The sequence below is a fragment of the Brevundimonas sp. NPDC055812 genome (genome assembly GCF_053616535.1).
In genome coordinates, this window is record NZ_JBSHDX010000002.1 from 95476 (window position 1) to 109429 (window position 13954).

At 66.7% G+C, this 13954-nt stretch carries 14 protein-coding genes; 7 read left to right on the plus strand and 7 right to left on the minus strand.

The window, feature by feature from the left end:
- Positions 1 to 7: 7 nt before the first annotated feature.
- Entirely contained in the window at positions 8 to 472 is a 465-nt protein-coding gene (locus tag ACWGL1_RS03410) for a peptidylprolyl isomerase (protein WP_291781567.1), read from the minus strand.
- Positions 473 to 552: 80 nt separating this feature from the next.
- Here ACWGL1_RS03410 and ACWGL1_RS03415 point away from each other — a divergent pair, with 80 nt between their 5' ends.
- On the plus strand, positions 553 to 1275 hold the full coding sequence (locus ACWGL1_RS03415) for an RlmE family RNA methyltransferase (protein WP_291781570.1): 723 nt from the start codon (positions 553 to 555) through the stop codon (positions 1273 to 1275).
- Here ACWGL1_RS03415 and ACWGL1_RS03420 read toward each other — a convergent pair.
- Positions 1272 to 1829: a DUF2061 domain-containing protein gene (locus ACWGL1_RS03420; RefSeq protein ID WP_452111172.1), complete on the minus strand. Its 558-nt coding sequence runs from the start codon at positions 1827 to 1829 to the stop codon at positions 1272 to 1274. The two genes, ACWGL1_RS03415 and ACWGL1_RS03420, sit on opposite strands and share 4 nt — an antisense overlap.
- A 128-nt stretch (positions 1830 to 1957) precedes the next feature.
- Here ACWGL1_RS03420 and guaB point away from each other — a divergent pair, with 128 nt between their 5' ends.
- From guaB to ACWGL1_RS03450, 6 genes are all read left to right on the plus strand, one after another.
- A complete protein-coding gene (gene guaB / locus ACWGL1_RS03425) occupies positions 1958 to 3418 on the plus strand; it encodes an IMP dehydrogenase (RefSeq protein ID WP_312163258.1) in 1461 nt (486 codons plus the stop codon).
- Between the two features lie 65 nt (positions 3419 to 3483).
- Positions 3484 to 3882 carry an MAPEG family protein gene (locus ACWGL1_RS03430; protein ID WP_452111173.1) on the plus strand — a complete coding sequence of 133 codons (399 nt, stop codon included), beginning with the start codon at positions 3484 to 3486 and terminating at the stop codon, positions 3880 to 3882.
- Position 3883: 1 nt separating this feature from the next.
- Positions 3884 to 5179: an RsmB/NOP family class I SAM-dependent RNA methyltransferase gene (locus ACWGL1_RS03435; protein ID WP_452111174.1), complete on the plus strand. Its 1296-nt coding sequence runs from the start codon at positions 3884 to 3886 to the stop codon at positions 5177 to 5179.
- Positions 5176 to 5871: a 5'-methylthioadenosine/S-adenosylhomocysteine nucleosidase gene (locus tag ACWGL1_RS03440; RefSeq protein ID WP_452111175.1), complete on the plus strand. Its 696-nt coding sequence runs from the start codon at positions 5176 to 5178 to the stop codon at positions 5869 to 5871. The genes ACWGL1_RS03435 and ACWGL1_RS03440 overlap by 4 nt, the downstream gene beginning before the upstream one ends.
- A complete protein-coding gene (gene guaA, locus ACWGL1_RS03445) occupies positions 5868 to 7430 on the plus strand; it encodes a glutamine-hydrolyzing GMP synthase (protein ID WP_452111176.1) in 1563 nt (520 codons plus the stop codon). Before ACWGL1_RS03440 ends, guaA begins: the two co-directional genes overlap by 4 nt.
- 66 nt (positions 7431 to 7496) lie before the next feature.
- Positions 7497 to 8210, plus strand: a complete 714-nt coding sequence (locus tag ACWGL1_RS03450) for a phosphoribosylaminoimidazolesuccinocarboxamide synthase (protein WP_452111177.1) — start codon at positions 7497 to 7499, stop codon at positions 8208 to 8210.
- Between the two features lie 101 nt (positions 8211 to 8311).
- On the opposite strand, the gene ACWGL1_RS03455 is transcribed toward ACWGL1_RS03450, so the two are convergent.
- The 5 genes from ACWGL1_RS03455 to ACWGL1_RS03475 form a co-directional block, all read right to left on the minus strand.
- Complete coding sequence (locus tag ACWGL1_RS03455) at positions 8312 to 10054, minus strand: amidohydrolase (RefSeq protein ID WP_452111178.1); 1743 nt, start codon at positions 10052 to 10054, stop codon at positions 8312 to 8314.
- A 16-nt stretch (positions 10055 to 10070) separates the two neighbouring features.
- Positions 10071 to 10199, minus strand: coding sequence for a hypothetical protein (locus ACWGL1_RS03460; protein WP_452111179.1), 129 nt, complete (start codon positions 10197 to 10199; stop codon positions 10071 to 10073).
- The gene (locus tag ACWGL1_RS03465) at positions 10175 to 11494 is read right to left on the minus strand and encodes an alginate export family protein (protein ID WP_452111180.1); all 1320 of its coding nucleotides are present in this window, start codon (positions 11492 to 11494) and stop codon (positions 10175 to 10177) included. Before ACWGL1_RS03465 ends, ACWGL1_RS03460 begins: the two co-directional genes overlap by 25 nt.
- Before the next feature lie 134 nt (positions 11495 to 11628).
- Entirely contained in the window at positions 11629 to 13335 is a 1707-nt protein-coding gene (locus tag ACWGL1_RS03470) for a sulfatase-like hydrolase/transferase (protein WP_452111181.1), read from the minus strand.
- Positions 13336 to 13387: 52 nt separating this feature from the next.
- A complete protein-coding gene (locus tag ACWGL1_RS03475) occupies positions 13388 to 13882 on the minus strand; it encodes a flavin reductase family protein (RefSeq protein ID WP_291781599.1) in 495 nt (164 codons plus the stop codon).
- Positions 13883 to 13954: the final 72 nt, after the last annotated feature.

A 13954-nucleotide genomic window follows, 5' to 3' on the forward strand; every position in this document is an offset into this window, starting at 1 on the left:
TTCGTCTTTAGGCGACGGTCGCCTTGACGATCTTGCCCGGAGCGCGGGGCGGCTCGCCCTTGGGCAGGGCGTCGACGTGATCCATGCCTTCGATCACTTCGCCCCAGACGGTGTACTGACCGTCCAGGAAACGGGCGTCGTCGAAGCAGATGAAGAACTGCGAGTTGGCGCTGTCCGGGTTGGCGGTGCGGGCCATGGAGCAGACGCCGCGGACGTGCGGTTCCTTCGAGAATTCCTGCTTCAGGTTCGGCTTGGACGAACCCGAGGTGCCGGTGCCCGTCGGGTCTCCGCCCTGGGCCATGAAGCCCGGAATCACGCGGTGGAAGACCACGCCGTCGTAGAAGCCTTCCTTGGCCAGGTCGGTGATCTGCTTGACGTGGTTGGGCGCCAGGTCGTCGCGCAGCTTGATCACGACGTTGCGTTCGGCGCCGTCGCCGGTGTCCAGGGTGAAGGTCAGGGTTTGGTCGGCCATCGTGCGCTCCTTGAGGTTATGCGAGCCGGAATTGTGCGCGGGTCATAGCGGCTCAACGCCGTCAGGGCTATGTGGGAAGCATGAGTGAAGACGAAAAGCCCGCCGACAAGCCTCAGGAACGCCGCCGCATGGTGCGTCTGCCCTCGGGCGGCACGGCGGCCGGGCGCAAGGTCGGCCAGAAGATCAAGACGGCCGACAAGAAGACCCTGTCCAGCCAGGCCTGGATCAAGCGTCAGCTATCGGACGAATGGTCCGACCGAGCGCGCGCCGAGGGCTGGCGCAGCCGCGCGGCCTTCAAGCTGATGGAGATCGACGATAAGTTCCGCCTGATCAAGCGCGGCTCGCGGGTCATCGACCTGGGCGCGGCGCCGGGCGGTTGGGTGCAGGTGGCGCTGGATCGCGGCGCGGCGGCGGTGGCGGGCGTGGACCTGCTGATGATCGAGCCGATTCCGGGCGCGACGCTGATTCAGGCGGACTTCACCGATCCGGGCGTGGATCAGCAGATGCTGGACGCGATCGGCGGGCCGCCGGACCTAGTGCTGTCGGACATGGCGCACAACACCATCGGTCATCGCCAGACCGACCACCTGAAGATCATCGCCCTGATCGAGATCGCGGCCGACTTCGCCATCCGCACGCTGAGGCCAGGGGGGAATTTCGTGTCGAAGAACTTCCAGGGCGGCGACGCCGGCGGCGTGCTGAAACGCCTGCGCGAGGAGTTCGAGACGGTGAAGTACGTGAAGCCCGAATCGAGCCGCAAGGGCAGCGCCGAGGTCTTCCTGGTGGCGCTGAACAAGCGTTAGGCGGACGCCGCCTCGGCGGCCGCGCGGCGGCGGGCGGCTTTCCTGGCCTCGATCCGCGTCCAGATGCGGTCGTGCAGGGTGAAGAAGATCGTCTGCACCAAGGGCTCGATGGTGCCGATGGCCAGGGCGATGCGGATGTCGCGCGTCAGGGCGAAGGCCACCAGAACCGCCACGGTGAAATGCATGACGCCGTAGGTGACGGTCTTCAGCGCGATCTGCTTCAGGTTGCGGGGCAGGGCGTGGCTGTGGCCATGGTGGTTGTGGGCGCGGTTCTGCTCATGCGCGTCCATGACCTCCAGACGGGCGGTGAAGGCCTCGGCCGTCTCCTCGACGCCGGACAGCATCTTGCGGCGCTCGACCCGGTGCCAGACGCGATCGTGGACGGAATAGGCGATGGTCTGGAAGATCGGCTCGACCACCCCGACCGCCAGGGCCAGCCGCCAGTCGCGGGTCAGGGCGAAGGCCACCAGGATCGCCACGATCAGGTGCATGGCGCCGTAGCTCGCGATCTTGAGCGCCAGCCGTCTCGCCGTGTTGATCAAGATGCGAACCATTATCGGGAAATGCGGCCTCTCGCCGTCCGTTTCAAGGCAATTTCTCTTATATGCACGATAGCGCGGGCTTGGGGTTGCGGTTCCCCGCCAACGGGGGCTATACGCGGCCCGCAAAATGGAGGCTCCAAATGGAGATACGCGAAGGCCTAACCTTCGATGACGTTTTGCTCGAACCCGGTCCGTCCGAGGTCATGCCGGCTGATGTTGATGTCTCGACCCAGCTGACACGCGAAATCAAACTGAACATCCCGCTGCTGTCGTCCGCCATGGATACGGTGACGGAAAGTCGCCTGGCCATCGCCATGGCGCAGGCGGGCGGCATGGGCGTGCTGCACCGGAACATGACCATCGACGAGCAGGCCGAAGAGGTCCGCGCCGTCAAACGCTATGAAAGCGGCATGGTGGTTAACCCGGTCACGGTCGCCCCCGACACGACGCTGGGCGAAGTCCTTCAGATCGTCGAGCGCAAGAAGATCACCGGCTTCCCCGTGGTCGATCCCAAGAGCGGCAAGCTGGTCGGCATGTTGACCAACCGCGACATGCGCTTCGAGACGGACCTGAACCTCAAGGCCGCCGATCTGATGACGACCGGCGAGCTGATCACCCTTCGCGAAGGTTCGGCCGGGCGCGAGGCGGCGCGCGAGCTGCTGCGCACCCGCAAGATCGAACGGGTCATCGTGGTGGATGACGCCTATCGCGCTGTCGGCCTGATCACCATGAAGGACATCCAGAAGGCCCAGGCCTTCCCCAACGCCTGCAAGGACGAGCAGGGCCGCCTGCGCGTCGGCGCCGCCTCGACCGTCGGCGACGCCGGGTTCGAGCGGGCGATGGCGCTGGCCGATGCGGGGGCGGACGTGGTGGTGATCGACACCGCCCACGGCCACTCGGCCTCGGTCGCCCAGGTGGTCGAGCGCATCAAGCGCGAGAACAACCGCGTCCAGATCATCGCCGGCAACGTCGCCACCTATGACGCCACCCGCGCCCTGATCGATGCGGGCGCCGATGCGGTGAAGGTCGGCATCGGACCGGGCTCCATCTGCACCACCCGCATCGTCGCGGGCGTGGGCGTGCCGCAACTGACGGCCATCGTCGACGCCGCCCGCGCGGCGGAAGGCACGGGCGCCTCGGTCATCGCCGACGGCGGCATCAAGTTCTCGGGCGATCTGGCCAAGGCCATCGCGGCGGGCGCCAACGTCGCCATGATGGGCTCGATGTTCGCGGGCACGGACGAAAGCCCCGGCGAGGTCTTCCTGTATCAAGGCCGGTCCTACAAGTCGTATCGCGGCATGGGCTCGGTGGGCGCTATGGCGCGCGGCTCGGCCGACCGCTACTTCCAGAAGGAGGTCTCGTCCGAGAAGCTGGTCCCCGAAGGCATCGAGGGTCAGACCGCCTATAAGGGGCCGATCGCCCCGGTGGTGCATCAGCTGGTCGGGGGCCTGCGCGCCTCCATGGGCTATGTCGGCGGCGCCAATATCACCGACTTCCAGCAGCGCGCGCGCTTCGTCCGCATCACCAATGCGGGCCTTCGTGAAAGCCACGTCCACGACGTGATGATCACGCGCGAGGCGCCCAACTATCGTCAGGGCTGACCTGATCCGCTCCCGGCCCCGGCCGGGAGCGGTTTTGTTTTGGGCGAATGGAACAGGAGACGGGCGTGACGACTGAACTGACCTATCTGGCGGCGACGCTGGTGCTGGCTCTGGTGCAGGTCTTCCTGCCCGCCTTCGCCCGAACGCGCGAGTTCGGCCTGTCGTGGAACGCCGGGGCGCGGGACACGACGCCCGAGGCGCACAGCCCTGTCGTCGGCCGTCTGGAGCGGGCGCAGGCCAATCTGTACGAGACGTTGCCGCTGTTCATCGGCGCCGTGCTGATCGCCCAGGTCGCCGATCGGACCAGCGCGCTGACGGCGTGGGGCGCAGGCCTCTACTTCTGGGCGCGCGTCGCCTATATCCCGCTCTACGCCTTGGGCGTTCCCTATATCCGGTCGCTGGTTTGGCTGGTCTCGCTCGCGGGACTGGCGCTGTGCCTTCTGGCCCTTTTCATCCGAGTCTGATTTGACCCCAGCCGCCCGCCTGGCCGCCGCCGCCGCCATCCTCGACAGCATCGCCCAAGGCCGCCAGCCCGCCGACGCCGTGCTCAAGGCCTGGAGCCAGCAGAACCGCTACGCCGGTTCGCGCGACCGCCGCGCCATCGCCGAGCGCGTCTATCAGGTGCTGCGCGCGCGCGGCCGTCTGTCGGCCTTCATGGGAGGACGTCAGGACGGGCGCGCCCTGGTGATCGGCGCCCTGTCGCTGCTGGACCGCGCGACGCTGGAGGAGATCGAAGGCCTCTATAATGGCGAAGGCTATGGCCCGCGCCCCCTGTCCAAGCACGAGCGCGGGCGCATCGCGGCGAACGAGGACGCGGCTGATCTGGCCGAGGTCGCCCTGCCGGACTTCGTGACGGCGGACCTGAAGACGGTTCACGGTGACCGTTGGCGCGAAGAGGTCGAGGCACTGAGCGGTCGCGCGCTGGTCGACCTGCGGGTCAATGGCTTGCGGACCACGATGGAAGAGGTCGAGGCCGAACTGCGCGACGCCGGCCTGTCGCCCCAGCGCACCGCGCTGTCCGCCTGGGGCCTGCGTCTGGACGCCGAGCCTGCGCCGAACGTGCAGCCGATGGACGGCTTCCAGAACGGTCATTTCGAGATTCAGGACGAGGCCAGTCAGGTCGTCGGCTGGCTGTCGGGCGCCTTCCCCGGCGCGACGGTGGTGGACTACTGCGCGGGCGGCGGCGGCAAGACGCTGGGTCTGGTGCAGGCCATGCAGGGGCAGGGGGCGCTGATCGCCTGCGACGTCTCGGCCAAGCGTCTGGATAATGTGAAGCCGCGACTGGCGCGCGCGGGCGTGGAAGCTGACCTTCGCCTGCTGGGCACGAACGGCGGCGGCGTCGAGGATTTGAACGGCCAGGCCGATGTGGTGCTGGTCGATGCGCCGTGCTCGGGCTCGGGCGCCTGGCGGCGTCGGCCGGAGGACATCTGGCGCCTGACGGCCGAGGAAGTCGCGCGCCTGCACGCGCTGCAACTGCGCATTCTGGGGCAGGCGACCAAGCTGGTGCGGCCGGGCGGGCGTCTGGCCTATGTCACCTGCTCGGTGCTGGGCGCCGAGAACGAAGCCTCCGCCGCCGCCTTCGAGGCCGCGCACCCGGACTTCAAGCCTGTCGCGGTCGCCGATGCGGCGCACAGCGCGGATCTGACCGAGGCGGGGCGCGAACGCCTGACCGCGCTGGCGCAAGGAAACCGCCTGCGCCTGTCGCCCGCTGCGACCGGCACGGACGGATTCTTCATCGCCCTTTATGAGCGCGTCTCATGAGGCTGGAGCGCTACGGCGCCGTCACGGTCCTGCCGGTGATGGCGGCGCCGGCCGAGTATGGCGAATGCCTGCGCGCTCGCATCGACCCGTTGATGACCGGCATCGGGCCGGTCGAGGGAGCGGTGGCGCTGACGGCGGCTCTGGCGCGGCTGGAGGCGAGGGGAGAGGCGCCGGATCTGATCCTGTCGCTGGGCTCGTGCGGGTCGCGCGTGCTGGATCATGCGGCGGTCTATCAGGCGTCGTCCGTGGCCTATCGCGACATGGACGCCAGCGCCCTGGGGTTCGAGAAGGGGGTGACGCCGCTGCTGGACATGCCCGCCGTTCTGCCGCTGCCGTGCCCCATCCCCGGCGTGTCGTGCGCGCGCCTGTCGACCGGCGGAAACGTCGTGTCGGGCGCCGCCTATGACGCCATCGACGCCGAGATGGTGGACATGGAGACCTGGGCCCTGGTGCGCGCGGCCCAGACCTTCGGCTTGCCGCTGGTCGCACTGCGCGGCGTGTCGGACGGCAAGGCCGAACTGACGGGCCTGCACGACTGGACCTCGACCCTGCATCTGGTGGACGAGAACCTGGCTCGCGCCGTCGACGGCTTGATCGCGGTGCTGACGGATCACGGCCTCTCCGCCCTTGAAATTCCGGCCCTTCAGGGCCAAACCCTCGCCCAATCGCTCGCCCCGGATTCGACCTCATGACCCAGCCGACCCAACACCAGAAGGTGCTCATCGTCGATTTCGGCAGTCAGGTGACGCAGCTGATCGCGCGCCGCCTGCGGGAAGCCGGCGTCTATTGCGAAATCCACCCGTTCAACAAGGCGGGTGAAGCCCTGAAGGCGATGCAGCCGCAGGCCATCATCCTGTCGGGCGGCCCCAACTCGACGACCGAGGCGGACAGCCCGCGCGTCGACCGCGCCGTCTTCGACTATGGCGCGCCGATCCTAGGCATCTGCTACGGCGAGCAACTGATCTGCGCCGAGCTGGGCGGCAAGGTCGAGAGCGGCCACCACGCCGAGTTCGGCCGCGCCGAGATCGTCATCACCAGGGACAGCCCTCTGTTCGCGGGCATCGGCGCCATCGACCATCGCGAGCCGGTGTGGATGAGCCACGGCGACCGCGTGACGGCCCTGCCGGAAGGCTTCCACGTCATCGCCACCTCGGAAGGCGCGCCCTTCGCCGCCATCGCCGATGAGACGCGCAAGATCTACGGCGTGCAGTTCCACCCCGAGGTGGTGCACACGCCGCGCGGCGCCCAGCTGCTGAAGAACTTCACCCACGGCGTGGCGGGCCTGACCGGCGACTGGACTATGGCCGCCTATCGCGACGAGCAGATCGCCAAGATCCGCGAACAGGTCGGCGACGCCAAGGTCATCTGCGGCCTGTCGGGCGGGGTCGATTCATCGGTCGCCGCCGTTCTGATCCACGAAGCCATCGGCGACCAGCTGACCTGCGTCTTCGTCGACACCGGCCTGATGCGCAAGGGCGAGGCCGATCAGGTCACGACCCTGTTCCGCGAGCACTACAACATCCCGCTGGTGCGCGTTGATGCGTCTAAGGAATTTCTCGGCGAGCTGGCCGGGATTTCCGATCCGGAGACCAAGCGCAAGACCATCGGCCGCGTCTTCATTGAGGTGTTCGACCGCGAGGCGAACAAGATCGAAGGCGCCGCCTTCCTGGCTCAGGGCACCCTCTATCCCGACGTGATCGAGAGCGTGTCCCCGACCGGCGGCCCCTCGCACGTCATCAAGAGCCACCACAACGTCGGCGGCCTGCCGGACTTCATGAAGCTGAAGCTGGTCGAGCCCCTGCGTGAACTGTTCAAGGATGAAGTCCGCGCCCTGGGTCGCGAACTGGGCCTGACCGACGCCTTCGTCGGCCGCCACCCCTTCCCCGGACCGGGCCTGGCCATCCGCATCCCCGGCGAGATCACGCCCGACGCCGTCGCCACGCTTCAGGACGCGGACGCCATCTATCTGGACGAGATCCGCAAGGCAGGCCTGTACGACGACATCTGGCAGGCCTTCGCCGTGCTGCTGCCGGTCAAGACGGTCGGCGTCCAGGGCGACGCCCGCACCTATGAGAAGGTGCTGGCCCTGCGCGCCGTCACCTCGACCGACGGCATGACGGCCGACTTCTACCAGTTCCCCTGGGACGTCCTGGCCAAGACCGCCACGCGCATCATCAACGAAGTCCGCGGCGTCAACCGCGTCGTCTATGACGTGACGTCGAAGCCGCCCGGCACGATCGAGTGGGAGTGAGTGGGAAGGGCGGCGAACTCCAGTCGTCGCCCTGTCTCTGCCTCTGGGAAATGTCCGGCGAGTAAAATGATGACCACCAGTGAAAAGATCTATTCGGGCAAGACAAAAGATCTGTATGCCCTGTCGAACGGCAATATACTTCTTGCCTTCAAGGATGATGTCACTGGTTCGGATGGCGTGATCGACCCAGGCGCCAATACCGTTATCGGTCAGGTTGAGGGCAAGGGACGGAAGTCTCTCGCCATGACGGATTACTTCTTCAAGCGCCTTCACGCCGCCGGTGTCGCCACCCACCTCGTCCATGTCGATCTCGAGAAGAGCGCCATGGAAGTTCGTCGGGCCGAGCCGCTGGGCAAGGATGTCAGCGGGGCGGGCGGCTTTGAGTTTGTCTGTCGAACCCGGCCCTGGGGCAGCTTCATCCGCCGTTACCAGCAATACATTCGGGACACGGGGCGACCGCTCGACTATCTCGTCGAGATCACGATCAAGGACGATGAACGCGGCGACCCGCTCATCAACGATGACGCCATTATCGCCCTCGACCTCTTGAGCCCGGCCCACCTTGAGCAGGCCAAGCAGATGACCCGCCATGTGTGCCGCATCGTCGAAGCCGATCTACGTGAAAAGGGCCTCACCCTGATCGACATGAAGATCGAAATCGGTCTGGTCGACGGTGAGGTCGTGGTCATCGACGAAATCTCCGCCGACGCCATGCGGGTCATGGATGAGGCGGGCAAGGTGCTGGATCACGCCGTAGTGTATGAAAAACTGATCCATTAGTGCAGAGCATCAGCTTCAGCTTGATCTGATGAGGCTGGTGTGGCGGCGGGTTCACCGGGCTTCAGTTCCGATGCCGGCCCTGATCTGGTCCTGGCGTCCCGCTATCGACGCCATACCTCTTCTCCTTCCTTGTAGGCAGCCTGGACCTTGATCCCCGCCAGCCTGTCGGGATCGATGGTCAGGGGGTTGGCGTCCAGCAGGGCCAGGTCGGCCAGTTTGCCGACGGTCAACGATCCCTTCCTGTCGTCCTCATAGTGCTGCCAGGCGGCCCACAAGGTCATGGCCTTCAGGGCGATGTCGACCGGCACGCATTCGTCCGCGCCCAGGATGTCGCCCGAGCGGGTGCGGCGCGTGACGGTGGCGGACAGGACGCGCATGGAATCGGGGTTGGCCACGGGCGCGTCGTGGTGAGTGGTGAAGCGCATGCCGCGACGCAGCACGGAATGGCAGGGCGAGATGATCTCGGCCCGGCGCGGCCCCAGAACTGAATCCCGGTGATAGTCGCCCCAGTAGAAGGTGTGCATGGGGAAGAGCGACGGCACGACGCCCAGCGTCTTCAGGTCGTCCAGTTGATCCATGCGCGTGGTCTGGCCGTGGATCAGGACCGGGCGGCGGTCCTTGGCGCCGTGCTTGACCGTCGCCTCGCGGACCGCCCCGATCAGCAGGTCGATGGCGGCGTCGCCGTTGGCGTGGACCTCGATCTGCCAGTCGTTTCTGAAGGCCAGTTCGACGGCGTCCAGCGCCTGTTGCTCGGTCACGGCGGGATAGCCGCGATAGGAGGCGGGCTTGCCTTCGGGCGGAACATAGTAGGGTTGTGACAGCCAGGCGGTCTTGCCCTGGGGAGAGCCGTCCAGCGTCAGCTTGACCCCGCCGATGCGATACTTGCCGACATAGTTCCTGCGATACAGCGGCGTGGCCATGACGTCGGTGGAGGTCAGGATGTCGGGAAAGGACAGGATGTCGATGGGCAGTTCGCCCCGCTCGGCCAGCATGGCGATCATGCGGCAGGTGTCGGTCGAGGAGCGCCCATCCTGGGCGGTCGTATAGCCGAAGCTGGAATAGAAGCGCGCGCCCTCGCGGATCATCTCCAGGTTGGCCTGAAGGTCCAGGCGAGCGAACAGGGCGCCCATGACGGCGAACAGGGCGGTTTCCTCCATGACCCCGTTGGGTTGCTGTGAACCGTCCTTGCGGCGGAAGGCGCCGCCGTCGGGATCGGGCGTCGAGGCGGTCACGCCCGCTGCGGCGAGGGCTGCGTCGTTGGCTGCGCCCAGATGTCCGGACTGATGCAGGAACAGGATCGGCACGGCGTCGGATATGGCGTCCAGCTCCTCGCCGGTGGGGTGGCGATGTTCCTTCAGCTGGGAGTCGTCGTAGCCGAAGCCGATGACCAGTTGGGTGTCGCGGACCAGGGCTTCGTGCGCGTTCATCCAGTCGCGGGTGATGCGCTGCAGGGCGGGGATGTCGTCGCCCTGACCGTCCGGCGCGGGCAGCAGGTTGGCGTAGCGCGCCTGTAGCCCGACCATGGCGACGTGGCCGTGCGGATCAAAGAAGCCCGGCAGCAGGGTGCGGCCGTCCAGGTTCACTGTGCGCGCGCCTCGACCCGCTGCTGCGCGGGCGGCGTCCAGCGAGCCGACGGCGACGATGACGCCGTTGCGCACGGCCACCGCTTCGGCGGTCGGCATGGCGTCGTCGATGGTCAGGATGGGGCCGCCGGTGAAGACGGCGGCCGATGCGTCACGCGCGGTCTGGGCCATGCTGCGGCCTCCGATGAGGGAGGCGCCGGCCAGGGCGCCGGCTCCGGCCAGAAGGGTGCGGCGGCTGGTCGGGGGGATGAGCAGAGTCATGGACGCCTCGTTCAGCTCAGTAGTTGGCGATCAGATTGATATAGGCGCCGGTCCAGATGGGCGGGTCGGCGACAATGGACTTCATGCCTGCCCGAGGATTGGAAACCGAGAAACCCGTGGTCAGGAACAGGTTCGGCGACACCACGCGGAAATATTCGAAATAGAGGTCATCCGACAGATGATGGCGCGTGACACGGTGATGGGGTTGTCCACGTCGTCGCCCTCCACACGGGTCGCCTGGCCGAACTGTATCGGGCTGTGCAACTGGTCGGCGTCGATGCGGTGGATGCGAACCGTGAAGGTGTCGACGGGAGTCGGCGTGATGCTGGCCGCGACTTGCCACGCGTTCACATTGGAATTGATGAAGATCATCGACGACTTGGTCCCCGTCGACCAGGCGGAGGGGTTGCCCTCGTAGTAGAGCGGGTCGAAGCGCTCCAGCCGGTCGGTGTCGGGATCGTCTCCGGAGAAGGTCTGATAGCCGATCGTGAAGGTCGGCTTCCAGCGGTGCTCGGCGAAGGTATAGCCGACCTGGGCGCGTCCGGCCCAGGCGCGCATGTTGATCCGGTCATTGCGCTCGAACGCCAGATCGGCCGCCATGAAGGCGTTGGGCAGGCCGGCCAGCGGCGCCCTCCCGTAGAGGTTGATGAATTCCAGCCCGTCGCGGGCGCCCGGAATGATGGAGGGGACGCCGATCCCGCCGGGCGGCGCCTTGGGGTAGGGGGAGCCCGACTCGATCACCTTGCCCGCTGTCAGGCCGATCAGGGCGTTGGGGTTCGAGTCGTAGCGGAGATCCACGCCCGCCAGTCGATTGCCGCTGTCGTTGTCCGGCGACTCATTGGGGTCCAGATAGAAAGCCGTCCCCTTGAACGCGCCGTGGCTGATCGCGCCCAGAGCGGCGAAGCCCCAGGCCTTGCGCGGCCCCAGCTTCAGCGCTCCGCGCGAGAATCCGCTGGAGCCGCCGGCTTCAATCAGCATGCCGGTTCCGGCCTTGAACACGCGCGGGCCGACGGACAGGTCAAAAGTCGTCTCGCCTTCTGCGTAGCGCCAGCCCAGATAGCCTTCCTCGAGAGTCACCCGACCGGTGTCGCCGGCGTCGAAGGCGTCGGTTCCGATGGTCATCGAGCCGACGCCGGACAGGCCGCCGTAGAAGGTTGCATGGTCTCCGGCGCGGCGCTCGAACGTCACACCGGGCTTCAGATAGGCCTCAAACCATTCGGCGTTGGGATCGAAGTCGGTGACGCCCGCCACCGTTTCCCCAAAATCCCAGAACAGATGGTGTTCGACGACAAGGTTTACGCCGCCTTGCAGATGACCGACGACCGAAAAACCGTCACGCTCATATAATGTTTCAGGCGGCGGACCTTGAGCCGCTACTGCAGGAGCCGCGCTCCATAAGGCGCAGACGACAAGACTGACCTGGAGAGCGAGTGGAGGCATGGGAACTCCTCCTCTCTACTCTAGGTCAAATCCCCTCGACACGAAAGCAGGCCCCGTTCAACCGTAGCTTTAGCGGGTATCCGATGCTGTCATTCCGAAATGCCTGCCAAGTTCTTCGCAGCAGGCGTTCTAACCTAGACGGGTCGATCCGAAGCGAGATGCAGGGTGTTGTACTGCTCGGTCGGTCCGGGGTACTCGCCGCCGCGATCCTCGCCGACTTCGCGGGCGACGAGGGCGTTGGTCATGGCGTTGAGGCGCAGGATCAGCGCCTTGTGACGCTCGGGTTCGGCGGCCAGGTTGATGATCTCATCCGGGTCGGCCTGGGTGTCGTAGAGCTCCAGGTCGTTATAGGCCAGAAGTTGCTCCCAGGTCGTCGGCGTATGGTGCTGGCTGGGCGCGAAATAGCGGGCGAACTTGTAGCGGCCGTCGAACACGCCGCGGTGCACGCGCCGCTTCGACAGATCGAAGACGGGGCGGTCCAGATAGTTCTTGTTCGTCCGCTCCCACGACAGCAGGACGCCGTAGTTGAACAGATGCCCTTCCTCGTCGCGTCGAGTGCGGGCGTCGGGCGTCCGCGTCAGGCCCGACAGGTCGTGGCCGACCAGTTGGGGGAAGGCGGCCCTGGCCCAGGCCTCGTCCTTGCCGGCGAAGCCCAGCAGGGTCGGGGCGATGTCGACCGAGCTCATCACCGCCTGGCTGGTCACGCCGCGCGCACCGTCCGGGTGGGCGATGAACATGGGGACGTTGGTCTCTTCCTTGTAGATGGTGCCGCCCTTCTGACGCATGCCGTGGGCGGCGGCCCGCTCGCCGTGGTCCGAGGTGTAGACGATGATAGTGTCGTCCATCTGGCCCGACTTCTCGAGCGCCCACAGCAGGGTCAGGATGTTCTGATCCACATCGCGCAGGCAGTTGCAGTAGTAGTTGACGAAGCGCAGCCAGGCGGCCTCGTCCTCGCGCGGCATGGCGCCGTAGGTCTTGACGTCCAGGGCCGCGATGCCCCTGTGCGCCTCGGGCTTGGTCGACAGGTCGTCCAGGCGGAAGCTGCGCGGCAGGGGGAAGCCCAGGTCGGTCTGATACAGTTCGTCGCCCGGCTCGGCGCGCATGACCCCGGCCAGGTTCCACACGGCGCGCGTCTCGGCCTGTTCGCCGGTGGCGTCGTAGAACATGATGTCGTGCGGATTGACTAGGTTCACGGCCATGAACCAGGGCTTGTCCTGACGCTTCTTCGGGTCCTTGGCCAGGTCCTGGATCAGCATGGCGGCGTCGCCGGTGACGGCCCGGTCGGTGCGATAGCCGGCCCAGGTCAGGCCGATCTCCTCGCCATAGAAGTTGTAGTCGGAGAAGCCGAACGGCTCCATGGCGTCGGTCGTGTCGGGGAACTCGCGCTGGAAGCCCGGCGCGGCCGTCGGCAGCTTCGACAGGTGCCACTTGCCCTTGTAGGTCGAATAGTAGCCGGCGGCCCGCATCATGCCGCCCAGGGTGTCGATCTCGGGCGTCAGGACGGCGCCCTGTTCGGCGTTGGAATAGACCTTGGTCTTCTGGGTGTGCTGTCCGGTGTAGATGACGGCGCGCGACGGCGTGCAGGGCGTGGTGTGCACATGGTAGTTGGGCAGGTGCAGGCTGCGCTCCAGCAACGCCTTGTGCCCCGGAAGGTGGTCCAGCAACCCTTCAGGATAGGAGCGCAGGCCGAACTCCTGATCCGTCATGATGAAGAGGATGTTCAGCGGCCGGTTCGGGTCGCGCGGCGCGCGCGGCCGGGCGCGCACGGCCGGGGCGACCCCGGCGGCTGCGGCGGCGCCGGCCATGCCGGTCAGAAGGGAACGACGGTCGATCCGGGGCATGTCTCACTCCACTGAATTCCCGGCCGTCTGCGCGGCCTTGGGACGAAAATGATCAGGCGGCCGCCACCTGTACATAGCGGCCAGCGAAATAGGCGAGGGGAGGCGTAGGCGAGGGCAGGTCCACCCGCAGAACGTCGCCGATGACGATGCGGTGGCTGCCGTGGTCGACCACATGGGCCTGCTTCAGGTGAATGACGGCGCAGGCGTCGCGCAGGGCCGGCGGGCGGCCGTCCTCGCCGTCGTCCCAGGCGCCGATGGCGAAGCGTTCGCCGCCGCGCACCCCGCCGCCGCAGGCGCGCGAGACCGCCTCATGGTCCGAGCCGAGCACGTTGAGCACCAGGTCGGACCCGGCGTCGATGGCCTGGAAGATGGCGGCGTTGCGGTTGATGCAGACCAGCATGGACGGCGGGTCCATGCTGACCTCGCTGACGGCCGTGGCCGCCATGGCGTAGGGGCGGCCTTCGTGCTGGGCCGTGACCACCACGACCGAGCGGACCAGATTACGCAAGGCGCTCTTCAGCGCCGGAGCCAGCATGTCGTCGTCCATGGCGATGTCCTCCCTACGTCTGTTCCGTTGCCGAACATGACGAGGTCGATAGTGCGACGGGAGAATAATATG